This is a genomic window from Pseudoflavonifractor intestinihominis (assembly GCF_040096055.1).
GTDB lineage: Bacteria > Bacillota > Clostridia > Oscillospirales > Oscillospiraceae > Pseudoflavonifractor > Pseudoflavonifractor intestinihominis.
The window spans coordinates 1-24,801 of sequence record NZ_JBBMFK010000027.1; the positions used below are offsets into that span (position 1 = coordinate 1).

General features: G+C 66.1%; 21 protein-coding genes and 1 pseudogene. 9 read left to right on the plus strand and 13 right to left on the minus strand.

Annotation, left to right across the window (positions count from 1 at the left end):
• Both WMO64_RS13785 and WMO64_RS13790 read left to right on the plus strand, forming a co-directional pair.
• Positions 1-79: pseudogene (locus tag WMO64_RS13785) on the plus strand (FAD-dependent oxidoreductase); the annotation flags it as partial.
• Positions 80-172: 93 nt separating this feature from the next.
• On the plus strand, positions 173-880 hold the full coding sequence (locus WMO64_RS13790; protein ID WP_294521048.1) for a class I SAM-dependent methyltransferase: 708 nt from the start codon (positions 173-175) through the stop codon (positions 878-880).
• Positions 881-942: 62 nt separating this feature from the next.
• On the opposite strand, the gene WMO64_RS13795 is transcribed toward WMO64_RS13790, so the two are convergent.
• The 4 genes from WMO64_RS13795 to WMO64_RS13810 form a co-directional block, all read right to left on the minus strand.
• Positions 943-1,944, minus strand: a complete 1,002-nt coding sequence (locus WMO64_RS13795; protein WP_294521046.1) for a hypothetical protein — start codon at positions 1,942-1,944, stop codon at positions 943-945.
• Between the two features lie 87 nt (positions 1,945-2,031).
• Positions 2,032-5,331 (minus strand): CHAT domain-containing tetratricopeptide repeat protein, encoded by a 3,300-nt coding sequence (locus WMO64_RS13800; RefSeq protein ID WP_349232332.1) that lies wholly within the window; start codon positions 5,329-5,331, stop codon positions 2,032-2,034.
• A complete protein-coding gene (locus tag WMO64_RS13805; protein ID WP_349232333.1) occupies positions 5,312-5,902 on the minus strand; it encodes an anti-sigma factor in 591 nt (196 codons plus the stop codon). Before WMO64_RS13805 ends, WMO64_RS13800 begins: the two co-directional genes overlap by 20 nt.
• Entirely contained in the window at positions 5,895-6,686 is a 792-nt protein-coding gene (locus WMO64_RS13810; RefSeq protein ID WP_294521039.1) for an RNA polymerase sigma factor, read from the minus strand. The genes WMO64_RS13805 and WMO64_RS13810 overlap by 8 nt, the downstream gene beginning before the upstream one ends.
• Before the next feature lie 197 nt (positions 6,687-6,883).
• On the opposite strand from WMO64_RS13810, the gene WMO64_RS13815 reads away from it, so the two are divergent.
• Positions 6,884-8,917: an AAA family ATPase gene (locus tag WMO64_RS13815; protein ID WP_349232334.1), complete on the plus strand. Its 2,034-nt coding sequence runs from the start codon at positions 6,884-6,886 to the stop codon at positions 8,915-8,917.
• Between the two features lie 2 nt (positions 8,918-8,919).
• Positions 8,920-9,969 carry a hypothetical protein gene (locus WMO64_RS13820; RefSeq protein WP_349232335.1) on the plus strand — a complete coding sequence of 350 codons (1,050 nt, stop codon included), beginning with the start codon at positions 8,920-8,922 and terminating at the stop codon, positions 9,967-9,969.
• A gap of 52 nt (positions 9,970-10,021) precedes the next feature.
• Here WMO64_RS13820 and WMO64_RS13825 read toward each other — a convergent pair whose 3' ends face one another.
• The 4 genes from WMO64_RS13825 to WMO64_RS13840 form a co-directional block, all read right to left on the minus strand.
• Positions 10,022-10,828 carry a hypothetical protein gene (locus tag WMO64_RS13825; protein WP_349232336.1) on the minus strand — a complete coding sequence of 269 codons (807 nt, stop codon included), beginning with the start codon at positions 10,826-10,828 and terminating at the stop codon, positions 10,022-10,024.
• 30 nt (positions 10,829-10,858) lie between these two features.
• The gene (locus WMO64_RS13830; protein WP_349232337.1) at positions 10,859-12,403 is read right to left on the minus strand and encodes a recombinase family protein; all 1,545 of its coding nucleotides are present in this window, start codon (positions 12,401-12,403) and stop codon (positions 10,859-10,861) included.
• A 221-nt stretch (positions 12,404-12,624) separates the two neighbouring features.
• The gene (locus tag WMO64_RS13835; RefSeq protein WP_349232338.1) at positions 12,625-13,602 is read right to left on the minus strand and encodes a WYL domain-containing protein; all 978 of its coding nucleotides are present in this window, start codon (positions 13,600-13,602) and stop codon (positions 12,625-12,627) included.
• The gene (locus tag WMO64_RS13840) at positions 13,602-14,834 is read right to left on the minus strand and encodes a WYL domain-containing protein (protein ID WP_349232339.1); all 1,233 of its coding nucleotides are present in this window, start codon (positions 14,832-14,834) and stop codon (positions 13,602-13,604) included. Before WMO64_RS13840 ends, WMO64_RS13835 begins: the two co-directional genes overlap by 1 nt.
• 256 nt (positions 14,835-15,090) lie before the next feature.
• Between WMO64_RS13840 and WMO64_RS13845 the strand changes: the two genes are divergently transcribed.
• On the plus strand, positions 15,091-16,566 hold the full coding sequence (locus tag WMO64_RS13845) for a DUF2828 family protein (protein ID WP_349232340.1): 1,476 nt from the start codon (positions 15,091-15,093) through the stop codon (positions 16,564-16,566).
• Positions 16,567-16,634: 68 nt separating this feature from the next.
• Entirely contained in the window at positions 16,635-17,852 is a 1,218-nt protein-coding gene (locus WMO64_RS13850) for an RtcB family protein (RefSeq protein ID WP_349232341.1), read from the plus strand.
• Positions 17,853-17,914: 62 nt separating this feature from the next.
• Here WMO64_RS13850 and WMO64_RS13855 read toward each other — a convergent pair whose 3' ends face one another.
• A complete protein-coding gene (locus tag WMO64_RS13855) occupies positions 17,915-18,205 on the minus strand; it encodes a hypothetical protein (RefSeq protein WP_294521015.1) in 291 nt (96 codons plus the stop codon).
• 186 nt (positions 18,206-18,391) lie between these two features.
• On the opposite strand from WMO64_RS13855, the gene selD reads away from it, so the two are divergent.
• The 3 genes from selD (at position 18,392) to WMO64_RS13870 (ending at position 21,907) form a co-directional block, all read left to right on the plus strand.
• Positions 18,392-19,441 (plus strand): selenide, water dikinase SelD, encoded by a 1,050-nt coding sequence (gene selD / locus WMO64_RS13860; protein ID WP_294521012.1) that lies wholly within the window; start codon positions 18,392-18,394, stop codon positions 19,439-19,441.
• 141 nt (positions 19,442-19,582) lie between these two features.
• Positions 19,583-20,962 carry an ROK family protein gene (locus WMO64_RS13865; RefSeq protein WP_349232342.1) on the plus strand — a complete coding sequence of 460 codons (1,380 nt, stop codon included), beginning with the start codon at positions 19,583-19,585 and terminating at the stop codon, positions 20,960-20,962.
• 114 nt (positions 20,963-21,076) lie between these two features.
• Complete coding sequence (locus WMO64_RS13870; protein ID WP_349232343.1) at positions 21,077-21,907, plus strand: hypothetical protein; 831 nt, start codon at positions 21,077-21,079, stop codon at positions 21,905-21,907.
• Between the two features lie 12 nt (positions 21,908-21,919).
• Here WMO64_RS13870 and WMO64_RS13875 read toward each other — a convergent pair whose 3' ends face one another.
• The 4 genes from WMO64_RS13875 to sdaAB form a co-directional block, all read right to left on the minus strand.
• Positions 21,920-22,126, minus strand: coding sequence for a hypothetical protein (locus WMO64_RS13875; protein WP_349232344.1), 207 nt, complete (start codon positions 22,124-22,126; stop codon positions 21,920-21,922).
• Positions 22,127-22,162: 36 nt separating this feature from the next.
• Entirely contained in the window at positions 22,163-22,483 is a 321-nt protein-coding gene (locus WMO64_RS13880; RefSeq protein ID WP_349232345.1) for a hypothetical protein, read from the minus strand.
• Positions 22,484-22,561: 78 nt separating this feature from the next.
• Positions 22,562-23,419 carry an L-serine ammonia-lyase, iron-sulfur-dependent, subunit alpha gene (gene sdaAA, locus WMO64_RS13885; RefSeq protein WP_294520999.1) on the minus strand — a complete coding sequence of 286 codons (858 nt, stop codon included), beginning with the start codon at positions 23,417-23,419 and terminating at the stop codon, positions 22,562-22,564.
• A 1-nt stretch (position 23,420) separates the two neighbouring features.
• Positions 23,421-24,089, minus strand: coding sequence for an L-serine ammonia-lyase, iron-sulfur-dependent subunit beta (gene sdaAB, locus WMO64_RS13890; protein ID WP_349232346.1), 669 nt, complete (start codon positions 24,087-24,089; stop codon positions 23,421-23,423).
• Positions 24,090-24,801: the final 712 nt, after the last annotated feature.

Sequence of the window (24,801 nt, forward strand, 5' to 3'; positions counted from 1 at the left end):
CGGCGCGGCCACGGTCATCCTGGCCATGGGCGCGGGCAAGAAGGGCGCCGAGCAGATCAACGCCTACCTGTCCAAGTAAGACAGAATACAACGGCGGGCAGGCGGCGTGCTCTCTCCACGCCGCCTGCCGCCCGGAGAATGAAGAACAGCCAGAAAGAAGGATATCGCAGTCATGCTGCATCTGAAAGAATATCTGCCCGGCCTGAAGCCGGGCAAGGCCCTGGATGTGGGCACCCGGTTCGGTGAGTTTGCCTTTACCCTGGTGGAGGCCATGCCGGAGGGCTCCGAGGTCATCGGCCTGGAGTGCGACCCCAAGACTGTGGAGGAGGCCAAGGAGAAGAACGGCGGCAAGGGGATCACCTTTGTCCAGGGCGACGGCGCCCACATGGATTTCCCCGACGACACCTTTGAGCTGGTGGCCATCTCCAACACCCTGCACCACATTGAGGATTACAACGCGGTGCTGCAGGAGATGCTGCGGGTGCTCAAGCCCGGCGGCTGGTTCCTGGTCAACGAGATGTACTCGGACAACCAGAACGAGGCCCAGCAGACCCACTTCCTCCAGCACAGCCTGGAGGCCAAGCTGGACATGCTCTCCGGCGGCTTCCAGCGTCCCACCTGGAACCGGCAGGAGATCGTCGATATCCTCAGCTCTCTGCCGCTCACCGACGTGAAGACGGTGGACCTGCTGGAGGAGCCCGAGATGGACAAGAAGCTGGCGGGCAAGACCGCCAAGCTGGCCTCCGCCGTGGAGAAGAAGGCCGCGGGCAAGCCGGAGTACGAGCAGCTGCTGGCCGAGGCCAAGAGCATCCAGGAGCGGTATGAGCGCACCGGCATCCAGCGCTGCACTCAGCTGGTCTACGTGGGCAGAAAGGCCTGATTTTTCCCAGAACCCATAAAAGGGCCGGACAGCACAGCTGTCCGGCCTTTTTGCACCAAAAATCAGATTTTTCCTTCATAAGGCTTGGTGGACGCCAGCCCGTCCCGCAGGCGCTGGAGTGCGCGGGGGGACAGGCAGGGGCCGCCGCTCTCCAGCCGCTGGAGAAATTCCCGCATCTTTTCCAGCTGCTGGGCGTCTACCTTAGTGGTGATGATACCGGTGGACAGCCACTCCAACTCGGGAAAGGCCATCAGGGGCAGGTAGAGCACACAGCCCATCAGTGTGCTCAGCACCTTGCGGGACAGCTCCTCATCCCAGAAGGGGATGGTCTCCCGCAGGGTGATGGCATGGTCGCTGGAGTCATAGTTCCAGCTGAAGTAGCGCATGGCCTTGTTGAACTCGGCGAGGCGCATCAACAGGGCCGGCGCCATCTCCGGCCCGCAGAGAATGGGAAACGTCACCTTGAACCGCACACAGCAGTGAGGCCGGTCTTCCAGCGTGATGGACAGGTCAAAGTGGGTGGATAGGACGAAAAAGGCCGGCTCGCTTTTCCTGTGTCCCTCGCTGTAATGGGTCATCTCCCCCTCGATATAGCGGTATCCGCGGCGGTTGAGCTCCTCCCGGAGCTCGGACTGCACCCGCCGGAGAAGGGCCTTGCGCTGGTCCTCATGGCGGGACAGCATCTCGAGAAGCGCCTCGAGATCCATGTCGTCAATGTTGTCCTCCCCGTCCACCTCCCACTCATCCAGGGCATCGTTGACCTTGTTCTTCCAGTGGATGGCGGCCTCCCTGTCCTCTATCGACGCATCAATGGCCGCGTCAATGTTGTCTCTCCAGCTGAGGTCGTCCTCTTCCTCCTCGTCATCCTCTGCATCCACATCGGCCTCCTCATCGGAGCTGTATGCTCCATCCAGCAGCCAGTCCATAATATCCTCGTCAATATCCTCGTCCTCCTTCGTGGCGGAGTGGACGGGGAAAACCTCCCCGGCGTCCAGCCCCACAGCGCCGGGCCTCTCGGGGGATTGGGGCTGTCCGTCTGAGGAGAAAAAAGAAATGTGTTCCATAAAAAATCCTCCCTGCTCTGTATTGGGCTCATACACCCAATAAAACGGAGCAGGGAGGAGATTGTCACGGCAGGGCCGGAAAAAACATTATTCGTAGAGGATGTAGCCGCCCCAGCAGCGGAGAGAGGCAAAGGGCCGGTGCGCGGGGCTGAGCCGGGACATTCTGCGCATGTCCTCCGCCACCAGGCCGATGCGGCGGAGACGGCGGGGGTCGAACCATCCGGCTTCGTCCAGCGCACCGATGGTGACCGTGCGCAGGTAGCGCTGGGCGTTCCGGAGGGCCTGGCCGGCGGGCATGGAGACAAGATTGTCATAAAACCGGTCCATCAGCACCAGAGAGGCGAAGTCGTCGGCCTCCCAGATGGACAGGAGCATGGCCCTGGCGCCCTGGACCTTGAAGGCGGTCTGGAGCCCCACGATGCCGTTGCCCTGGCGCATGTCCCCCATGCCGCTGAAGCAGGCGGACAGGACCACCAGATCGGGCGGGGACATCCGGCAGTGGCACAGCTCCTCGGCGGTGAGCACGCCGTTGCCCAGCACCGGGTCCTGCCGGCCGGTCAGGAGCCAGTCGTTGGCGCCGGCAAAGTACAGGCAGGCCCGGCCCATGGGATTGGGGGCGTATTCATACGCCCCGCTGCCGTCCTCACCGCCGCTGAAAAAGGCCCCGTGGGTGGCGATATGGATGATGGAGGCCCGGCAGTCCTGGAGGGCGTGCTTGTCCGCCTTTCGCCGCATCAGCGGGACAGTGCCGGTCTTCTCCGCCACCATCTGGGCCTCCAGTTTGGTGAAGGGCACCTTGTCCACCAGATTGCCCGCCAGACCGGGCGGGACCTGGGCCGGGTCCACCGGGGTGAGGGAGAAGTCCGGGTTGCCCATCACCAGGGCCTCCCGTCCCACCGGGTCGATGGCCTGATCCGCCTTCAGGTCCCGGGCGCTCTCCAGGTAGATCAGGCTGTACCAGTCGCAGAGAAAGGTATCCCGCTCCGGCTGTAGAAGGCCGAAGGGCAGCTTGGGCAGATCTCCGTCCGGGGAGAGGAAGAGGGTGCGGACCTCCGGGCCGATAAAGGGCTCCGCCGGCTGAAACAGCAGCCGGTACAGGGCCCGGCAGCAGCCCTCACGCTCAGCGGACGGGCCGCCGGTCAGGGACAGGAGGCTGCGCCGCACCTGGAGAAAATCCACGGAGGGCAGGCGGCGCAGGCGGAGGGTCCCATCCTCCCGGCGGAAGAGCACAAAGACCGCGTACCGCATATCCTCCGGCAGGAGCTGGCCGGAGCGGTTGGCCGGGTAGGCGTAGTAGTCCAGCAGCACGGCGCCGGGCGGCAGGCGGTGGCCGATCTCCCCGCAGGTGATCCACTGGAAGGCCCCGGGCAGGTCCCCCTTCAGGGAGAGCTCCAGCAGCCGTTTTTCCTCCTCCGGGCCGGACAGGTCCCGGGAGACGCCCCGGAGCAGTTTTTCCACTTTTCCGTCCATAATGTCCGAGCGGAGGCTGTCGATCCTGCGGTAGATGGGGGCGTCCTCCGGGTGGGACTCCCGCCGCCTGCGGCTGATGCGCAGCAACCGGGAGTAGATGGACTTCCCGTTGATGATGAGCTCGTAGAGCCGGTCCGCGCCCCAGGCGATGACACCTTGATCGGCCAGGGCCAGGGTGAAGTTGACAATTACCGTGTTGGACCACAGGGAGTTGAGGATATACTCCTCATCCCGGCAGTCCAGGATGCGGCGGATTCGGTCGGCCATGCCGCCAGCCAGCTCGTCCAGCAGGGCCTGGAGAGAGGCACTGTCCAGCAGGTCGGGCAGAAAGGGCAGCAGGGGCAGGGCGGTGCCGAAGAGCATGCCCTGGGGGTGGAGCCCCGGGTGGTTCCGGGCGTCCTCCAGGGCGGAGAGGGTCCACTGCCGGGCGGCGTCGCCCCTCCCCTGGCGGAGGGAGAGGAGGGCCCTGGCCCGCTTGAGGGCGATGGAGGCGGAGGTCACGCCGGGGCGGAGCCGGTTGAGCAGCGCCTGACAGCGGTCCAGCGCGGCGGCGAGCTGGTCCAGCCGGGCCCCGGAGGGCTGGGCGTCCTGAAGCTGGGAATAGGCCCCGTCAAAGAGGGACCAGAAGCGGAGCACGGTGTCGTTCTCCGAGAGGGAGAAGCTGCTGAGGGAGCGGGCCATCTCCCGGGGGAGCAGGGACTCCAGGCCGAACAGGCGGGCGGTGACGCCCACGATGGCGGCTGCCCGGGTATGGTGCAGCCCCTCCGCGTCTATCAGCCCGGCCGCCTCACGGACCAACCGGACGGCCTCCCTGTCCTGGGAGGAGTAGGCCAGAGGGTAGAGCAGGTTGTTGATGGCCACCAGGACGTCCTCGCCGCCGTATTTCTCCTGCCGGGCCAGCAGATAGGCCTGCTTGGCGTGGAGCTCCATCCGGCTCAGGCCGGAGGGCTCCTCCGCGCTGGAAAAATAGTAGCGGGCCCAGGCGGTGTGCAGCCGGAAGCGCAGACGCCGGTCCGGGTCCGCCTCCGCGGGCAGCTGCCGCAGCAGTGCCCCGGTCCGGCGCAGATGGTCCGCCACACCGGCGGTATCCAGCCGGTCCAGCAGGATATCGGCAGCCAGAAGGCGGGCGTGGCAGAGGATAGGCCGGGTGAGGTCGTTCTCCGGCTGGCGCAGCAGGATGCGGCTCTCCTCCAGGGCGCCGTCGGCGTCCCCCATGGCGTAGCACAGGTCCATCAGACTCCCGCGGGCCGCCATCAGAAAGGGGCTGCGCTCCTCAAAACAGGCCTGCCGGAGGACAACGCACCGCTCCAGCAGGGTCTGCGCCTCGGGCAGCCGGGCCTTGTCCTCCCGGAGGAGGGCGGCCACGATGAGCAGAAGATCAGACACGCTGGCTCCGTCGATCTGAGCCAGCGTGTCAAGACAGGGCTCCAGGGCGTCCCGGTAGAGCGGGATGACCGGCGCTCCCGGCTGGCCCTGGTAGTAGTAGACGATCTCGTAGAGCAGGAGCATCTCGTACACATAGGAGTTCTCGCTGTAGAGGTCCCAGATGGTCTGATTGATGCGGTGTGCCAAGGCCTCGGCCGCCTGGGGGGAGAAGTGCTCCGCCTCCTCCCGCAGGAGGAGGGCGGTCTCCATCAGGGCGGCGGTGCCGAAGGAGAAGGAGGACGGGTCCCAGGGTTCCGGGCTGCCGGAGAAGAGGCGCAGCAGCATGCCGGCGCAGGCGGGGGCTTCCGCCAGCTGCCGGAGGGGCTCCGGAAGCAGGAAGAGCAGGCGGTCCCGCTCCTCCGGCGCGGGCTCCAGCGCCAGCAGGTGGAGCTGGAACAGAAGGGCGGCATGGTCCTGGCCCCGGGCCAGCGCGTCATCCCGCAGGGCGGCCAGGCGGTCGGGGGAGAGGGGGTCAGAGGACGGCAAGTTCATAGGAGCCGTCCTCCACGCCGTGGAATTCCGCGGTCCACGCCTGGCCGTCCAGGACCATCTCCCGGATGGCGGCGGGGGAGCCGTCCTCCCGCAGGAGCACCGCCGTGGGACGGAGGGAGGACACCTCCTCCGCGTCCAGCCGGACGGTGAGTGCGCCGTCCCGTACGGCAAACTGGTTGCAGCTGTTCTCATTGTCCACCAGCCGGTCCATGGCGGCGCAGCCGCCTCCCGCCGAGCGGGCCCCCACGGGGATGGGGTGGCCGAAGTCGCACTCGCCGAACCGGGCGGCGTCCAGCAGCAGCTTCCGGGCCGCGTCCTGGACCCGCAGGCGGAACCAGGCGGCGCCCTCCAGCAGGCGGTCCGCCACGCCGGGCCGGTCCGTGGCGGCGCCGCGGAAGGCCAGCCCGTCCGCCGATTCCCGCAGGTCCATCAGGGCCCGGCAGGCGTCCTGGCAGGCGGGACAGGCCATCAGATGGGCGTTGACCCGGGCGGCCCGGGCCATGGCCTCGGGGCCCATGCTGTCGTCGTAGACAAAGGCGAAGAGCTCTTCCAGTGTGATATGTTCACTCATCGAGGGTACCTCCCAGAATTTCGTTGCGGCTCTTTTTGACCGAGGTCCTGCTCCTGCTGGTGACAAGGGTGATCTCCCTTGCGGTCAGCTGGAAAGGCGTGTCCGCCGCGCCGCCTGCCAGCTTCCGGTCCAGGGGTGCCAGGAGGCCTTCCGGCGGCGGAAGGATGAGCAGCTGGCGCAGCTCGCGCCACAGAGCGGCCCGGAGCGCGGACAGAGGCTGGCCGGAGAAGCGGCGGAGGATGGCCGACGGGTCCCCTTTTTTCCGGGCGCCGCCGGTGGAGGCGGCGGGGATGAGAACGCCGTTGTAGAGGCAGGCCAGCAGCCGGTCGGGGGCCATGTCCAGATTGCAGATGTGGGAGATGGCCCGGCAGCAGCGCTCGTAGTTGATCTGCTGCTCCGCGGTCAAGAGGGAGGACAGGTCGGGGTGGGGCTCGGGGGGCGTGCCGCCGCCGGAGGTGTCGCCGTCCTCAAGCTGCTGGGGGCGGTTCACGTAATTCTTGCGGCGGAAGTCGTTGATCCGGCTCTTGGTCACCTTGATCAGCCAGGCGTTCCGCTGGGAGGGGGTGTTGTCGGCCGAGGACTGGAGAAAAAAGCTCATCTGCCGCCAGACTGTGATTTTGATCTCCTGGAGCACGTCTTCCACATCGGAGGCGTTCACCTGAGCGCTGACCAGGTATCTGACAGAGCGGTCCACCATGTCGTTCAGGTCCACATAGACGTCCGGGTCGCCGGCAGTCACGCCGGCCTTGAGCCGGTTGAAAAAGTTCTGAGATCCAAATTCCATCCGTCATCACTCCTTTTTTGCCAGATGGATCCCGTTCTACCGTTGGACAGGAGAGGGAATATCCTATATTATACAGAAGAGGAATACAGAGGGCAAGGCGTCGGGCCCCAGAAAAAAACTTTTTTCTGCCGTGATAATCGGCTTTTTGCAGCGTTTTTCCCCTTGAACGGAACAGACGGACGGGAGGAGGAACTACCGTGAAAAAGACAGACAAGGGAGAAAAGCGCAGTCTGATCGCCGTGTGCCTGCCCGAGGCTCTGGTAAACAGGCGCATCCAGAATCTGGTGGGGAGATTTGTGGAGGAGGACGGGGAGCTGGGCTTTGTATTCCACAGCAACCGGTATGGCGGGGAGGCCATGCATGTGGAGCTGAAGGAGCCCCGGCTGCGGGCCCTGCTGCTCTGGCTGGCGGAGAAGAAGGAGACCATGCTGCTCACCGGAAGGCGTGACAGGATGGACCCCGACATGTTCCAGGTCTGGGGCCTGGACCCTGGAGGCCCGGGCAGCTCCATGCCGACCCTCTTCATCGGCGAGAAGAAGACCAACCTGAGCCTGGCCAGGCTGAACGCCATGCTCCGGCATCTGGGCATTGAGACGGCGGAGCAGGATCTGACCGTACAGGACGGCCAGGAGGAGTTCCAGACGGAAGAGGAGCTGAAGCTGCTGCTGCGGGTGTGCGGCGAGGGCTACCCGCCGGAGATCCGCACCTGGGCGGAGCGGACCCTGGACCAGTGCGAGAAGGTCTGGAGCGGGACCGAGCGGGAGCGGCAGCACGCCGTTCGCGCCCTGACCTACGCCCTGAACATCAACTGGAACGTCCGCACCCTGGACCTGCCCAGCCTGGAGGAGGCCCGGCAGATCATGGACAGCACCTTCTACGGCCTGGAGCCGGTGAAGCAGCGCATGCTGGAGGTGCTGGCCCAGATGAAGCGGACGGGCACCATGCCCTCCTGGGGCCTGCTGCTGGACGGCCCCGCCGGCGTGGGCAAGACCTCCATCGCCAAGGCGTGGGCCCGCATCTTCCGCCTGCCCATGGTGGTGCTGGACATGTCCACCATCCGGGACGTCGAGGACCTGACCGGCTCCTCCCGTATCTACAGCAACGGCCGCCCCGGCCGGATCATGCAGCAGCTCTACGCGGCCAGGAGCGCCAACGTGATCATGGTCATCAACGAGCTGGACAAGGCGGGCGGCGGCAACGGCAAGGGTAACCCGGCCGACGCCCTGCTCACCCTGCTGGACGGCACCGGCTTCACCGACACCTTCATGGACGTGGCCATCCCCACCCGGGGCATCTTCTTTGTGGGCACCTGCAATGAGCTGGGCGACATCAGCCGCCCCATCCGGGACCGGTTCCTCCGAATTTCCATCCCCGGGTACAGCGGCGCGGAGAAGAAGGAGATCTTCTCCCGCTACACCCTGCCCAAGCTGACCGGGCGGATGGGGATAGCGCAGGGGGAGTTCACCATGACGCCCCAGGCCCTGGAGGCCCTGTGTACCCGCTACGCCACCGAGCCGGGTGCCCGCGACCTGGAGCAGTACGCCGAAAAGCTGCTCTCCCGGTATCTCTACCGGCGGGAGTCGGGGGAGGAGGACATCTGCTGCGACCTGGCCATGCTCCGCAGCGTCCTGGGCCCGGAGCGGTGCGTGGAGCGGACCCTGGTGTTCTACCCCGGCATGGTGAACGCGGTCTTTCGCGGGGAGCACGGCGTGAAGTGCTTTCCCATCCAGGCCGCTGTCCGACCGGGCAGCGGCAGCCTGAGGCTCATCGGCGTCCACAGAGAGGAGCTGAAGGAGAGCTGCCAGGTGGCCTATGAGTTTGTGCGCCGGGTGCTGCAGCGGGATGTGCGGTCCAGGGTGATGGACGTGGTGCTCTTTGTGTCCCAGAACGTGGACGACGCCTGCGGCAATTCCCTGGGCGTGGCCGCGGCGGCGGCCATTCTCTCCGCCCTGACAGGGCGGGACTTCGGGCCGGACTGCGCCTTTCTGGGCAGCTGCGATCTGTACGGCAATACCTACTTTGACGACATCAGCGCCGACGCCTACCTGGACGCCCTGGAGGCCAGCGGCGTCACCACGGTGTACGCCGCCGCGGGGACGGGCGCCAAGCTGTACCAGTACAGGAGCGGCCGGGACATCCGGGTGGTGGAGGCGGCCAACCTGTCCATGCTGCTGGAGGCGGCGGCGTCCAGCCTGCCCGCCGCGCTGAAAAACAGGGAAAAGGAGGAGTGACCATGCGGGACCGGAACGAGGAGGGCTACCTGGCCTTCCTGTGGGACACGGCGCTCATGAGCGGCGTCTTTCTCTTCGCCTTCTGGCGGATGGGCCCCTGCCGGTTCGTCAGCCCCATTACCGGGGAGCAGCTGGAGCTGGGCGCGTCCGTCCGGCTGCTGGTGATCCTGGTGGCCGCGGCGGAGGTGGTGTGCTATCTGGCCACCTCCGCCCGGCAGCGCCGCTACTCCACCGCCCTGGCCAACGCCGCCCTGCCCTTTGCCATCTACTCCTTCTGCTGCGTGCGGCCCTACTGGGGCTGGAAGTGGCTGGCGGTACTGATTGTGCTGTGCCTCCTTCTGGCGGGGCTGGCCCTGTCCAGCATCCTGACCCCGGCGCCGCGGCACTGGTCCTGGTGGGAGCTTGTCCGCAGTCGGCTCCGGTTTTTCGTCTCCCGTGGACGTCTGGCAGCGCTGGTGTGCTGCTTCGGGGCGCTGGTCACCGTGGTGAGCAACGGCCTGTTCGGCATCCCGGTCCTGACGGCGGACAGCGTGGAGAGGACCGAAACCGGCGTGGAGGTGGACGAGAACAGGCTGGTCTGCCTCAACGAGGAGCTCTGGGCAGAGCTGGACGAGCAGGAGCGGCTGGATGTGCTGGGGGTGGTGGTGCAGGCGGAGAGCGCCAATCTGGGCACGCCGGACGTGCCGCCTCTTCACGGCGCCTACCTGGGGGGCTATACGGTGGGACAGTACGACTGGGAGAAGGGCACCATCACGATGGATCTCCAGCTGCTGAACCAGGCGTCGGCGGCGGAGTGCGTGGACGCGGTGCTCCACGAGGTATACCACCACTACCAGCAGTGCCTGGTGGAGTGCTACACGGCCCTGGAGACGGAGTACCGCGGCCTGCTGGCCTTCCGGCAGGTACCGGAGTACATCGAGGAGACGGAGCACTACCAGACCGAGGGCATGGACTACTACAATCAGGACCTGGAGCGGGACGCCCGGGATCACGCAGCGTACCGGGCGGAATACTACCTGCACCTGGCGGAGGAGCTGGCCGGCAAGGAGTAAAAAGAGAGAAGCGGGTCCGAACGCGTCATCAGGCGCGTCCGGACCCGCTTTGTCAGGTGACGGGCAGCCGGGCCTTCAGCTGGTCGATGATCTCCCCGGCGGTGCGGTAGACCTGGTCGAAGTCCACATTGGGGTTGTAGAGGGACTCCAGCTCGTCGTGCATGGCCTTGGCCTGGGCCAGGGAGTCCACCGCCTCCTCCACCAGGGCGGCCGAGACCTTTCGGGAGAACCGCAGTCTGGCCCGCAGGTGCCGCATGACCTCCTGATCCGCCATGGCATCCAGCCGCAGGCGGCGGTAGGGCCGCTTGCCGTAGGGCAGGGCGGGGGTGCTGGTGACAAAGGCCAGGGACAGGGAGGGAATGAGCAGGTGCTCGATCCGGTCGGGCCACATGGGGGAGGGGCAGAGGATCACGTCGTACCCCGCCGCCATGGCCCCGGCGGCCAGATGGGTGAGCATGATGTGGGCCAGGCCATAGCTGTCGGAGAGCTCATAGACCCGGCGGCACAGGGCGTCTACCGTTTCAAAGTTGCACAGCGGCCCCTTCCAGGTGATGGCCCCCAGGAACCGCTGCACCGCTTTCCCCGGCTCCTTTCCGCTCTTCTTCACCTCACGGGCCAGGATGCCGCGGGTCCTCTTGGCCAGTCTGGCCTCTACAGCGGGGGTGATGAGGGCCGCCCGCATGTCCTCGCCGATCTGGGCCGCCGCCGTCAGGCACCGGTAGGCCCGCTGGTAGCAGCCCTTGTAGCCCTTCATGCAGGTCGTCAGCTCGGCCCGCACCGCCTGGAGCCCTGCCCGGTCGTAGCAGGCCCCCAGATTGACGTAGCGCTCCACCGCACCGGGCAGCTTTGGTTCCACCACATGGGCGCGGGCAACAACCCGACGATTCCGTCAGAACTTCCAGGTGATCCGGACCTGCTGCTCGCCGGTCTCCCGGTTCCGCTCTCCCACCTCCACCTTCTCGATCAGCAGCGCCGCCAGTCCCCGGGGCAGCGGCTCCAGCTTCAGCAGTTCTCCGGCCCGGTCTGAGGCATCCGCCCTGCTTTCGGGACAGGGCGGAGCCTCCAGCCGGGCCAGCCGTTCCTCCAGCCCGGCCTGCTCGTCCAGAAAGGACTGGTTCAGCGCCCAAAATTGCTCCGGTCCCACAAGGCCCTCCACCCTGTCCAGGTAGAGGGCCTTCAGGGCCTGACTGGTCTTGGCCAGCCTGGCGGACAGGACGTGCCGTTCCCGCTCCAGCGCCTCTGTCTCCGGCGGGGCCGCCGGGAGGAGGGGCAGGGCCTCCGGCGGACAGCAGAGGTCCACATACCGGCGGACCTGCTCCGCCACCAGCTCCACCAGGCGGTCCAGGCGGACGGCGTGGCGGGTGCAGCCGCCGCTGTCGGCGTACCGCCCGCACCGGAGGTAGGACGGCCCCGCCTTGCCCTGCCGCACGTTGGTGGTCCGGCTCATGACGGCGCCGCAGTCCATGCACTTCACCAGCCCGGCCAGAGGGTGGGGGGTGCCGCTGCCGCCGCCCCTGGCCCGGAGGGACAGCCCCTGCTGGACGGCCTGGAAGAGGGAACGGTCCACAATGGCCTCGTGGGTATTTTCCACCCGGAACCACTGGGCCCGGGGCAGGTCGATGAGGGCCTTGGACTTGTAGCTCACCTTTTTCCGCCTGCCCTGGACCATGACGCCGGTGTACATCTCGTTGCGGAGGATGCGCCACACCGTGGTCTTGTTCCACAGTCCCTGGCCATCGGCGCCCGGCGGGACGCCGGGCCAGCCCCGCTCCAGCTTGTACCGGTTGGGGTTGGGGATGCCCCTGGCGTTGAGCAGCCGGGCGATCTCCTGTTTGCCCTTTCCCTCCAGGGACCAGCGGAAGATCTGCCGCACCACCCCGGCGGCCTCGGGGTCCACCATGAGACGGTGCCGGTCGGCCGGGTCCTTCCGGTAGCCGTAGATGGGCGCGCCGCCGATGTACTGCCCCTGCCGCCGCTTCATGTCAAAGACCGTGCGGATGTTCTCCGACAGGTCCTCCAGATACCACTCGTTCACCAGGCCGTTGATCTGCCTGGCCTTCTTGTTGCCCCGCACCTGGGTGTCGGCGTTGTCGGCCACCGCCACGAACCGGATGCCCCAGAGGGGAAACAGGCCGTGGATGTACTTCTCCACCAGTTCCATGTCCCGGGTGAACCGGGACTGGCTCTTGCACAGCAGGACCTGGAACCGGCGGGCCTCGGCGTCCCGGAGCATCCGGTTGAAGTCGGGCCGCAGCCGGTCGGCCCCCGAGTAGTCCTCGTCCCGGTAGACCCGGAAGATCTCCCAGCCCCGGTCGGCGGCGTAGGCGGTGAGCAGGGCCTCCTGGTTGCGGATGCTCTCCGAGACATCCCCCTGCCGGTCCTCGTCCTCCTTGCTCAGCCGGGTGTAGATGGCGCAGCGCACCGCCCCGCTCATGCCTTCCCGGCTCCGGCCAGCCAGGCGGCCACCGCCCGCCGGACAGCCTCCTTGTCTGGCGGTGTTTTGGACTGAAATTTCTCCGTGAGTATCAGCACGGTCTTTCGCATTGCCATACCTCCCGCGCATAGATTCCATAAGACTCTATGAGCAGCGCGCGGGGAGTATGAGCGGGAGCCCCGGGCGCTGTGTGCGCCCGGGGCTCCCGACAGGAGAAAGATTCAGTTTTTGCCGCGCTGCAGCAGGGCGGCCTGCCTGGCCACCCGCTCCCGCATCAGAGCCACGAAGGACTCCGGGCCCAGCACCTGCACCACCGGGCCGAAGCCCAGCAGCCGGATGAGCACCTCGGTCTCATCCTCCCGCTGGTACCACAGACGGACCGTACAGACGCCGGTCTCTCCGTCGTACTCGCTCTGTTTTTCGTAGGAGGAGAACTCCAGCATGAACCGCTCCACGCCGTTGCGCTCGCCGGAGACCCGCAGGAGCAGGGGCTGGGCGCAGCGGTGGCGGCGCCGCCACTCCGACACGTCAAAGGCGCCGCTGTACTGTGCATCGGAGGGGGAGATATCCACGATCCGGCCCAGATTGAGGATGTAGCAGCACGGAAAGGCGCTGTCCTGCACCTTGACCGTGTAGACCCGGAACTTGTCGTCCCGGGGGGAGTACTCCAGCCGCAGGGGCCGGTGGTCGCCTGTGTGGAGGCCGGTTTTGGGGGCCTGATAGGTGAGGTGGAGCACGGCTTCACGCTCCAGGGCGGACAGAATGGCCTGGAACCGCTGCCGGTAGCCCGGGTCGGCGTAGTCGTCCCCGTCCAGAAAGCGGTCAAAGTATACGATATCCTCCTGCCGGTACAGGGGCTCCACGCCGGACAGGGCCTCCTCCAGGTGGGCGAGCTGCCCGTCGGAGAGGAACAGCCGGAGCCGGGGGTCGGCCAGCAGGGCCTTCAGCCAGGAGCGCTCCAGATGGGTCACCGGCAGGTCGGGGAGCCGGTCCAGACGGCTGTGGAACAGGCCGTCCCGCTCCTCCAGCAGGGGCCAGTCGCGGCTGTCCAGCAGCTTGGGGATGAGCTGGAGGACGCTCTCGCCGTAGCCCCGGCCCGCTGCCAGGGCCTCCGCCTGGGCCCGGGTCACGGGGGCGCTGCGGAGGATCTCCGCCACCACCGCATAGTAGCAGCCGTAGACCTCGGAAAACAGCTCCATCAGCCCTCACCTCCGTACATCTCCGCCATGCGGCGGATATCATCATAAAACCGGTCGATGACCCTCTGGTTGTCCCCCTCCAGGGAGACAATGCGCCCGATGAAGGTCTTGACCCAGTTCATCAGCTCGCTGGTATCGTATACGTACCGGGTGCAGCGCCACAGGCCGGGCTCCACCTGCTCCACCGTGCCGCCCCGGCTCTCCCGGCGCAGGCGCTGGATGATGTAGGGTTCCCTGGCCTCGTCGGCGGCCACGGTCATGGAGAACCGCTCCAGCCGGGCGCTGCTGTGGAGGGCCGAGCCCCAGCTGTGGGCCAGCCGCTCCTCCGCCAGGGCGCGGCATGCCTCGTCCTCCTCCAGCCCGGGGCGGAGGGAGAGAGCCTTGATGTAGTCCAGCCGCAGGGAGGTGAAGCGCCGCCGCTCAGGCAGCCAGGCCGCCAGATAGCGCCGGCCAGTCTGGACGCTGACCATGATCTTGACCGGCACCACCGTGAGCACCCGTTCCACGCCGCTGCGGCCGCTGACGTTGGTCACCTCCAGCCGGGCCCGGGTGCGGATGGCCTCCAGGGCGGTGAGCAGCATCTGGTCCTCCAGGGTGTGGACGATAAAGTGGTGCTTGAACCGCAGGCCCCGGTCCTCCTCCCCCCGGCGGCTGGAGAGAAAACTGCCGATCACCGAGAGGGGCGCGGCCTCCCCGAAAAAGCACAGCAGCTCGGGCAGCCGGGCCTGGTCGGGAAAGAGGGCGTCCAGGGTACAGGGGGAGAGGGTGTAGCACAGGGCGCGGCCCTGCCTCCGCCGGTCCAGGATGCCCAGCTCCCCATACTCCTTCAGCTTGCGCCGGACCGTGGGCAGCTCGAAGAGGACGCCGTACCGCGCCGCCAGGGCGTCGGTGATCTCCTCGGCGTGGCGGGGGACGCCGTCGGCGAGCAGGTCCAGCAGGCAGAAGTGGAGGGTGATGTCGTTGTCGGTAAAGCTCCTGGACTGCCAGGCCCGGTACAGCGGGTTGCGCACCAGCTCCGCCGCGTCCATGGACAGGAACACCGCCTTGCCCCTGGCGCCGTACTCCCAGCGCAGGTCGTCCCCCAGCCAGCTCTCGATGCGGCGGCGCTCGTTGTCGTAGGTGCGGGCGCTCTTGCCGTCAAACTCCCGCCGGGTCCTGTAGCCGAAGACCAGAAAGTCCCGCATGTACTCCCGCACCGATTCAAACCGCTTTACCAGCTCACGATAGGCCATACCGCCGCCTCCTCTTTTTGACAGTGTACGACAAAAAGGGCGAGCTCGCAACTTTTTTGAGAGGAAAAAACAGGTGCGGCGGATTATGATATGCACATGAAAGGCGCTGACAGCAACCCATTGACGACGATTGGACATCTGCCGGAACAAATAGCGCCTTGTAAGCAAAAAGGCACAGACAGCAATCCAACTGGTCTATGTGGTTCAACTCCACGACGTGCCTTGTAATCCATCCCAACCGCTAGGAGGTACCGCCATGCTCGAGGCATTGAAAAGAGAAGCCATCCGCACCCGCACGGAAAATGGCGGGGCCGCCTACTCCACCACCATGAGCCACTGCCTGGACCTGTTTTCCACCGTGGGCGCCCTGCGCGGGGCGTCCTGGGAAGAGATTCAGGACCGCTTTCTCCGGGCCTGGGTGGAGGATCGGGACACGGCGGTGAAGATCGCCTTCTTTGCCCGGGACGTCCGGGGCGGCCTTGGAGAGCGGTATGTGTTCCGCATCATCCTGAAGGCCCTGGCCGGCCTGTGCCCCGAGACGGTGGTCAGGAACCTGGAGAACATCCCCGAGTACGGCCGCTGGGACGACCTGCTCTCCCTGTTCGACACACCCTGCAGGGACGCGGCCATCGCGTACATCAAAGCCCAGCTGGCCCGGGACACGGCGGCCCTGGAGTCCGGAGAGGGGAATGTCTCTCTCATGGCCAAGTGGCTCCCCTCGGTGAACGCCAGCAGCCCCGACACCCTGGTCTCCGCCAAAATCCTGGTGAAAGGCCTGGGCATGACCGAGGCGGCCTACCGCAAGACACTCTCCGCCCTGCGCGCCAGAATCGCCATTCTGGAGAACAACCTGCGGGAGCGGGACTACACCTTTGACTATGCCAAGCAGCCCTCCAGAGCCATGCTCAAGTACCGCCGAGCCTTTCTCCGCAACGACAGGGAGCGCTACCTGGCCTTCCTGGAGCAGGTCCGGGAGGGGAAAGAGACCCTGCACACGGGCGTCCTCTACCCCTACGATGTGATTGCGCCCATTCTGGAGGACAGCCTGGGGAGCGGCATGTCCGCAGAGGAGCGCCGCGCCCTGGACACCACCTGGAACGCCCTGGCCGACTACACCGGCGGTGGCAACGCCCTTGTGGTGGCCGACGGCTCGGGCTCCATGTACTGGGACCTTGCCAATCCTGTCCCTGCCGCTGTGGCCCTGTCCCTGGCCATCTACTTCGCCCAGCGGAACACCGGGGCCTTCCGCAACCACTTCATCACCTTCTCCCGCAGCCCCAGGCTGGTGGAGATCAAGGGCAAGGACCTCTATGAGCAGGTGAAGTACTGCGAGAGCTTCAGCGAGTGTGCCAACACCAATCTCCAGGCGGTCTTCGACCTGCTCCTGCATACCGCCGTGGAGTACCACATGAACCAGGCGGATATGCCCGACACCCTGTATATCATCTCCGACATGGAGTTCGACCAGGGAACCGAGAACGCGGACGTCACCGTCTTTGAGCGGGCCCGCAGGTCCTTTGCCGCCAAGGGCTACGCCTTGCCCCAGGTGGTGTTCTGGAACGTGGCCAGCCGCAACCTCCACCAGCCCGTCACCGTGAACGAGCAGGGGGCGGCGCTGGTCTCGGGCTGCACGCCCAGGCTCTTCCAGATGGTGACCAGCGGAGAGCTCTCCCCCTACGCATACATGTGGGAGACCCTCAGCGCGCCCCGCTACCGGGAGCTGACGGCATAAGAGCGTACCGCGGGGCGGCGCATCCCGGCTGGGATCTGCCGCCCCGTTTTCACAGAAAGGATACAGACATGATTGAAATTACAGGAACCTATAACACCGCCAAGGTGTTTATCGATACTGTGGACGACCTGGCCCGGGAGCAGATCACGGCCATGTGCAGCCAGCCCTTCCTGGCGGACAGCCGCATCCGGATAATGCCGGACACCCACGCGGGCAAGGGCTGCACCATCGGCACCACCATGACCCTCCACGGGAAGGTGGTACCCAACATGGTGGGCGTTGACATCGGCTGCGGCATGGAGACGGTGATTCTGGAGGAATCCAGCCTGGATCTGGACGCCCTGGACCGGTTCATCCGGACCAACATCCCTTCCGGCATGGACATCCGGGAGACGGCCCATCCCAACCAGAGCCGCATCGGGCTGGAGGAGCTGCGCTGCTTTGACCATATCAGCACCGCCCGGGCCAGCCGCTCCATCGGCACCCTGGGGGGCGGCAACCACTTCATCGAGGTGGAGCGGGATGACAGCGGCAGGCTCTATCTGGTGGTCCACTCGGGCAGCCGCCACCTGGGGACCCAGGTGGCCGGCTGGTATCAGGAGGAGGGCTACCGCGTCCTGTGCGGCAACAGCAGGGCGCAGCTCCAGGCGCTGGTGGAGGGGTTAAAGGCCCAGGGGCGCTTCCGGGAGATCCAGGCCGCCCTGGCGGAGGCCAAGAAGGACGCCCGCGGGAGCATCTCTCCCGACATGGCCTACGTGGAGGGGGACCTCTTTGGCGACTACATCCACGACATGGAGCTGACCCAGCGCTTTGCCCTCCTCAACCGCCGGACCATCCTGGACGAGATTGTCCGGGGCCTGGGCCTGACGGTGGCCGACTCCTTCAGCACCATCCACAACTACATTGACACCGACGCCATGATCCTCCGCAAGGGGGCGGTATCGGCCAAGAAGGGGGAGCGCCTGCTCATCCCCATCAACATGCGGGACGGCAGCCTGCTCTGCGTGGGCAGGGGGAACGAGGACTGGAACGACTCCGCGCCCCATGGCGCGGGCCGCCTGATGAGCCGCCGGGCTGCCGGGCAGGCCTTTACGGTGGAGGAGTTCCGCCGGGCCATGGAGGGAATTTACACCACCTCGGTTGGGCCGGATACCCTGGACGAGTGCCCGATGGCCTACAAGGATATGTCTTCCATTGTGGACAACATCGGCCCCACGGCGGAGATTCAGGCCGTCATCCGTCCCATCTACAACTTCAAGGCGGGGGAGAAGATTCCTTCCGACTGAGGACTTCCCCAGCGGGAGCGCCCATGCGGGCGCTCCCGCTGCGCTGTGTGTCCTCCCGTTGCTCAGCCGTGGGGCGCGGTACCATCCACAATGGCGGTGGCCAGGCTGGGGATGATGACGGCGTCCAGGGAGTCCGGGTCGCCGGAGCACTGGATGTACTCCACCGCCAGGCCCTGCTCCTCCATGGCGGCCCCCACTTTCCGCATGAGGGAGGACTTGCCGCAGCCCGGGCCGCCCTTGAGGATCATCACGTCCTGGGCCTGGTCGGGGTCGATGAGCTGGTCGTAGAGAGAGTAGAAGCCGGAGGGGGCGTTTGCCCCCAGGTAAAACTGTACACGCGGTTCCGCAGCCATATGGATAACCCTCCAGTATTCAAAATAGGAAAAGAACGATGATTTCTTCTCAGTTCCAGCCTATGCCGTACCGGCGCGGCGGGTGAGGGAGACGGAAAAATTGCAGTTTATCCCCGGCGTGAGATGTGATATAATAAACGGGATATCTCCCGGGACGGCCCGGGAACAGGGGAGAGGAGGCGCGGTATGAGCGAAGAACCGGTCAGACTGACCAAGATGACAGCCGCGGGCGGCTGAGGGGCCAAGATAGGACCGGGTGTCCTTGGCCAACTGCTGGCGGACCTGCCGAAGGGCTCGGATGAGCGGCTGATGGTGGGTTTTGACGCCAGCGACGACGCTGCCGTCTACCGGATCAACGACGATACCGCCATGATCCAGACGGCGGACTTTTTCCCGCCCGTAGTGGACGATCCACGCAGCTTTGGCCGCATCGCGGCGGCCAACGCCCTTTCCGACGTGTACGCCATGGGGGGCACGCCCCGCCTGGCCATCAATCTGCTCTGCTTCCCCACCTGCCTGAACCTGGAGATCGTCCGGGAGATTCTGGCCGGCGGCGCCGACAAGGTGGTGGAGGCCGGGGCGGTCATCGCCGGAGGGCACAGCATTGAGGACACAGAGCCCAAGTACGGCCTGTGCGTCACCGGCTTTGCCCGGCCGGAGGAGATTCTGACCAACAGCAGCGCAAAGCCCGGGGACCTGCTGGTGCTGACCAAGCCCGTGGGGACCGGCGTGCTCTCCACCGCCGCCAAGGCGGAGCTGCTGACCGACGGGCAGCTCAGGGAGATGATCGACCTGATGAGCACCCTGAACAAGGGGGCCCAGGAGGTCATGCTGCCCCTGAAGCCCAGCGCCTGCACGGACATCACAGGCTTCGGCCTGCTGGGCCATGTCAACGAGCTGGCGGAGGGCAGCGGCGTGACGGTGCGGCTGTGGGCCGACCAGGTCCCCCTGGCCTCCGGCGCGCTGGAGCTGGCCCGGGAGGGCATCATCCCCGGCGGCGCCTACCGCAACCGCAGCTATCTGGAGGGCAAGGTGAAGGTGGAGGAGGCCGTGGCGCTGGAGGTGTCCGACCTGCTCTTTGACCCCCAGACCGCAGGCGGCCTGCTCATCTCCATCCCGGAGGAGCGGGGCGCGGAGCTGGCCCGGCGGCTGAAGGACCGGGGCATCCCCGGCGCCATCATCGGTCAGGTGCTGCCCAAGGAGGCGTACACCGTCCGGGTGCTGCCCCACATGTGACGGAAATGCAGCGGAAAAGGACCGGAGCCTGGCTTTGCACAGGCTCCGGTCTTTTTGTGCAAAAAGTGAGCAGGTTTGGATAATGCGCCGGGGAGTTTGGTGTGATAAACTGGAGGCAACAAACAAGAGGAGGATGCTTCCATGGAATTTTTAGGACTGGAACTGCCGGTGACCCACCTGCCGGAGCTGGACAAGACCTTTGTGCCCCTGGCCCGGTTCTTCCGGGTCTATGAGAGCGGAGCCACCCACCCCTTTGCCCTGGCGGTGGAGCGGGAGAACGGCCTGGTGTCGGTGTACAACACCGCCCTGCGCACCGAGGGGGCGCTGGACCAGGCGGACCGGCTGTACGTGGACCGGCTGGCCAAATTCCTCCTCTGGTCCCGGGGCGGCTGGAAGCTGATCGCCTGCGGCAGCGCGGCGGCGGCGGAGTACCTGAGGGACGCCTATGCCCACGGCGGCAGCCGGGACTTTGACCGGGACTTCATGGAGGGGGTCTACGAGCGGCCCTTCACCGTGGAGAGCCGCAGTTACGCCGACCGCCCGGCGGAGAAGGGCTCCTCCCGCCCGGTGGGGCGGCACCTGGAGGGCTGCCGGATCGGCCTGGACGCGGGGGCCAGCAACCTGAAGGTGAGCGCCCTGGTGGACGGTAAGAGCGTGTTCTCCGAGACCATGCCCTGGCGGCCCAGCGAGCAGAGCGCCCCCCAGTACCACTATGACCACATCACCGCCGCCCTCCGCGCCGCGGCCGGGCACCTGCCCCGGGTGGACGGCGTGGGCGTGTCCACCGCCGGCGTGCTGGTGGGGGAGCGGTGCATGGTGGCCAGCCTGTTCCTCTCCGTGAGCAAGGAGGACTTCGACAAGTCCATCAAGGACATCTACCCCCGTACCGCCGCCAGCCTGGGGGAGAACATCCCCTTTGCCGTGGCCAACGACGGCGACGTGACCGCCCTGGCCGGGGCCATGGGCCTGAACGAGAACGGCATTCTGGGCATCTCCATGGGCAGCAGCGAGGCGGGCGGCTACGTGGACAAGGCGGGCAACGTGACCGGCTGGTTCAACGAGCTGGCCTTCACCCCCATCGACGTGCAGCCCGACGCCGCCCGGGACGACTGGAGCGGCGACGTGGGCTGCGGCGTCAAGTACCTGAGCCAGGAGGGCGCGGTGAAGCTGGCCGCCCTGGCCGGGCTGGAGATGCCCGAGGGCGGCGCCGCCGACAAGTTCTCCTCCCTCCGCCGCCGGATGGACGGGGGCGATAAGTCGGTGGAGGTGGTCTACCGGGACCTGGGCGTCTACCTGGGCCACGCTCTGGCCCTGTACACCCGGTTCTACGACATGAACTGCGCCCTGGTGATGGGCGGCGTGGCCGGCGGCGCCGGCGGGGACATCATCCTGTCCACCGCCCGCCAGGTCCTGGCCGACGAGTACCCCGACTGCACCTTCTCCGTCCAGGCGCCCGACGAGCGGGTGCGGCAGATCGGCCAGAGCGCCGCCGCCGCCAGCCTGCCGGACAGCCGGGCATAACAATAAAAGCAGAGACAAAAACAAGGGTTCAGCATCCGGAGGATGCTGAACCCTTGAAACATTTCGGCCCGCTTTTCGTCTATATAGACAGAAGAATAAAAGGGGGGAGCCCACATGAAAAAATGGGGACGCTGGCTGATTGCCCTGCTCTGTCTGGCGGCGGTGGGATGCGGCGTTTTTGCCGCCTCTGTCATGGCCGGGCGGCGGCCCTACAGGGACCTGGAGGTAGCGGACGTTGTGTCCGCGTCGGTGCGGCTCACCCCGCCGGATACGGAACTTGAGATTCCAGACCTGGAGAAACTGGTGTCCTATCTCAACCAGGTGGTCATCTACGGCCGGGATGACTCCTACACGGAGTACGCCGGTCAGGGCGTCATCTTTACCCTCCATCTGGCCGACGGCAGCACCACCGATATCATGGCATACAACCCATTTCTGGTGATAGACGGGGTAGGCTACCGGACCAAGTACGAGCCCTGTGAGGCGCTCAACCGCTACGCAAACCAGCTGCTGGGCAGCGGGGAGGCCGTTGTGGTGCTGGAAAAACCGCCTGCCCTGACGGTGGTGAGCGACAATACCGCCATGGAGGCGCTGTTGGGGAGCTACCAGTGGGAAAAAACGCTGGCCGACGGGACAGTGGAGCACGCCCTTGCCGACAGCGCCCATCCGCTGGACTGCCGGGAGTTGCTCACTCTTCTGGAGACTTCGGAGGGCACGGCGGAGCTGGAGTTTGCCCAGATGCCCGACGAGATTTTCAGCGCCCGCTGCTGGAGCGACGAATACTGGGGAGAGCCCACAACAGCAGGCGAACCGGTGACGGTGGAAGATGGGAAAATCACCCTGAAGCCGGGGGGATATGTCTACGAGGTGGGCGCCCGTTGGGACACGGTCAGCGGATACGGCGGCACGGCCTATTATGCGTTCTATATCCGGTATGAAGGGTGAATTTCCAAGACTTTACCCGTAAATATGGAACTTGCCCTCTATAAAATGGCGGTAGTCCGGGTGGTCTGCGGCGGCCTCATATTCCGATCTTATGGTTCTGGCATTCCAATCCAGCTGAGCCGGTGAGCTGTCCTCATAGCGGAGGATGGTGATGAGTCCCTCCCGCTCCGCCGCCAGAATGGCCTCGTAGGCGTCGGGGATGAATTCGCAGCGGGTCACAGTTACCGGCTGGCTGGAGGCGGCGGCATCCGGAATCTAGAGGGAAAAGCCGGAGTCTGTGATGGTTTCCGCAGAGTAGATGTACCCGGAGACACCCCGGTAGGTGTCTGCCAGCGCATTGGGGTAGTACTCCTCGATGCGCTGTGTGCCGTCCGGGTTGAAGCCGTAGGGCCCCCACTTCTTCCAGGGCCCGCGGTAGGCAAATCCCGTCTCTTTACAGTACTTTTCAACCGCGTTGCTCAGGTATACCAGCACATTTTCCCGCTTTTTTGAGAAATAGATCAGCGGTACGCCGTGGTTGGAAATTCGGGGCTCCAGAACTTTGATGCCCCGTACCGGTGAAGCGTGGTAGTACATAAGCGTTCCCCATTTCCTTGTCTATGTCAGAAGTTGTTGAGAGCCCCTGCGCACAGCGCAGGGGCTTTTGTCGTGCTGTTATTTGCCCAAAATCTGCTCCGCAATGCGCCGCCCGGTGGGGGTGGCGGCCAGGCCGCCCATGCCGGTCTCCCGGAGAGCGGCGGGCATGGCGTCGCCCACGGACCGCATGGCGTCGATGACCTCGTCGCAGGGAATGGCGTTTTTCACGCCGCACAGGGCCATCTCGGCGCAGGACAGGGCGTTCATGGCCCCCATCACGTTGCGCTTGACGCAGGGCACCTCCACCAGCCCGGCCACCGGGTCGCACACCAGGCCCAGGATGTTGCTCAACGCCATGGCGCAGGCGTGGGCCATCTGCTCCGGCGTGCCCCCCATCAGGTGGACCAGGGCGGCGGCGGCCATGCCGGAGGCGGAGCCCACCTCGGCCTGACAGCCTCCCTCCGCCCCGGCGATGGAGGCCCGGGAGGCGATGACCTGGCCGAAACCGGCGGCCACATAGAGGGCCTGGGTCATGACCTCGTCGGAGAGGCCGTCCCGCTGCTGGAGGGGGAGAAGTACGGCGGGCAGCACGCCGCTGGCCCCCGCCGTGGGGGCGGCCACGATGCGCCGCATGCAGGCGTTGCACTCGCCGGTCTTCAGGGCGGTGGCGATGACGGCGGAGAAAAAGGGGCCGCACAGCCTGCCGCCCTGCTCCGCCACCAGGCCGCCCTCGCCGCCCACCAGATCGCTGGATGAGCGGAGCCGGGGGCTGTACTGCGCCACGCTCTCGGTCATGGCCGCCCAGAGGTGGGCCATCTGGCTCCAGGATTCGGCGGCGTCAGCGCCCCGGTCCCGGATGTCGTCGTCCCGGACCGCCTGCCACAGCGGTAGGTTCTCCGCCGCCCGCAGAAGGCCCTCCACAGATGTAAACGCCATGTCAGTTGTCCTCCTCCATGTTGAGATAGGTCACCCGCACAATGCCCGGGCAGGCCCGCAGCTCCTCGATGGCCTCCTGCCAGATGGCCTGGTCGCTCTCCAGCACCATCACCGCCAGGCCGCCCCGCATGTTGCGGTAGAGCTGCATGGTGGCGATGTTGACCTGCCGCTGAGAGAGGATGGCGGACACCTCGGCCACCGCGCCGGGCCGGTCCTCGTTGCGGATGATGAGGGTGGGGTACTCGCCGGTAAAGGAGGCGTCCAGCCCGTCAATGGCGTTGACCCGCACCCGGCCGCCGCCCAGAGAGGAGGCGTTGACCTCCAGGGTGTTGCCCCGCTCATCCTCCACCCGCAGCAGCACCGAGTTGGGGTGGGCGCCCCGGAGGACGATGCTTCCAATGCGTACCAGCATGCCGGCCCGCTCCGCAAGGGGGAAGGCACGGGGGATGTCCGGGTCGTCGGGGGCCATGCCCAGCAGGCCGGCCACCAGGGCCTTGTCGGTGCCGTGGCCCTTGCCGGTGGCGGCAAAGGAGCCGTGGAGCAGCAGCTCGGCCCGGACCGGGGGACGGCCCAGCAGTTTGCGGGTGATGAGGCCGATGCGCACCGCACCCGCCGTGTGGGAGCTGGACGGCCCCACCATGACGGGGCCCATGATATCAAAAATGTTCAAGGGAAAACCACCTTTCAGAGATGCGCGGACCAATGGGGCCGTCCAGCGCGAGCGGGAGCGAGCCGCCGCTGTGCGGCGTCCAGGCGTTTTCCCGGAAGGGAAAACCCTGATGCCGGGCGGATTCACTCCGCCCGTGTAGATGAAAAAACGGGGTCCCCGGAGGCCGCGTCAGCGGACTATGGGGCTGGGCCCCACCATGACGGGGCCCATGATATCGAAAATGTTCAAGGGAAAACCACCTTTCAGAGATGCGCGGACCGATGGAGCCGTCCAGCGCGAGCGGGAGCGAGCCGCCGCTATGCGGCGCCCAGGCGTTTTCCCGGAAGGGAAAACCCTGATGCCGGGCGGATTCACTCCGCCCGTGCAGATGAAAAAACGGGGTCCCCGGAGGCCGCGTCAGCGGACTATGGGGCTGGGCCCCACCATGACAGGGCCCATGATATCGAAAATGTTCAAGGGAAAACCACCTTTCAGAGATGCGCGGACCGATGGGGCCGTCCAGCGCGAGCGGGAGCGAGCCGCCGCTGTGCGGCGTCCAGGCGTTTTCCCGGAAGGGAAAACCCTGATGCCGGGCGGATTCACTCCGCCCGTGTAGATGAAAAAACGGGGGCTCATGATGCCGAAAATGTTCAGGGGAAGGCCGACTTGCACCGGGAGGAAACATGGGCAAGGTTTTCCAACAGTCATTATAACCATCGGGCGCACCTTCCTT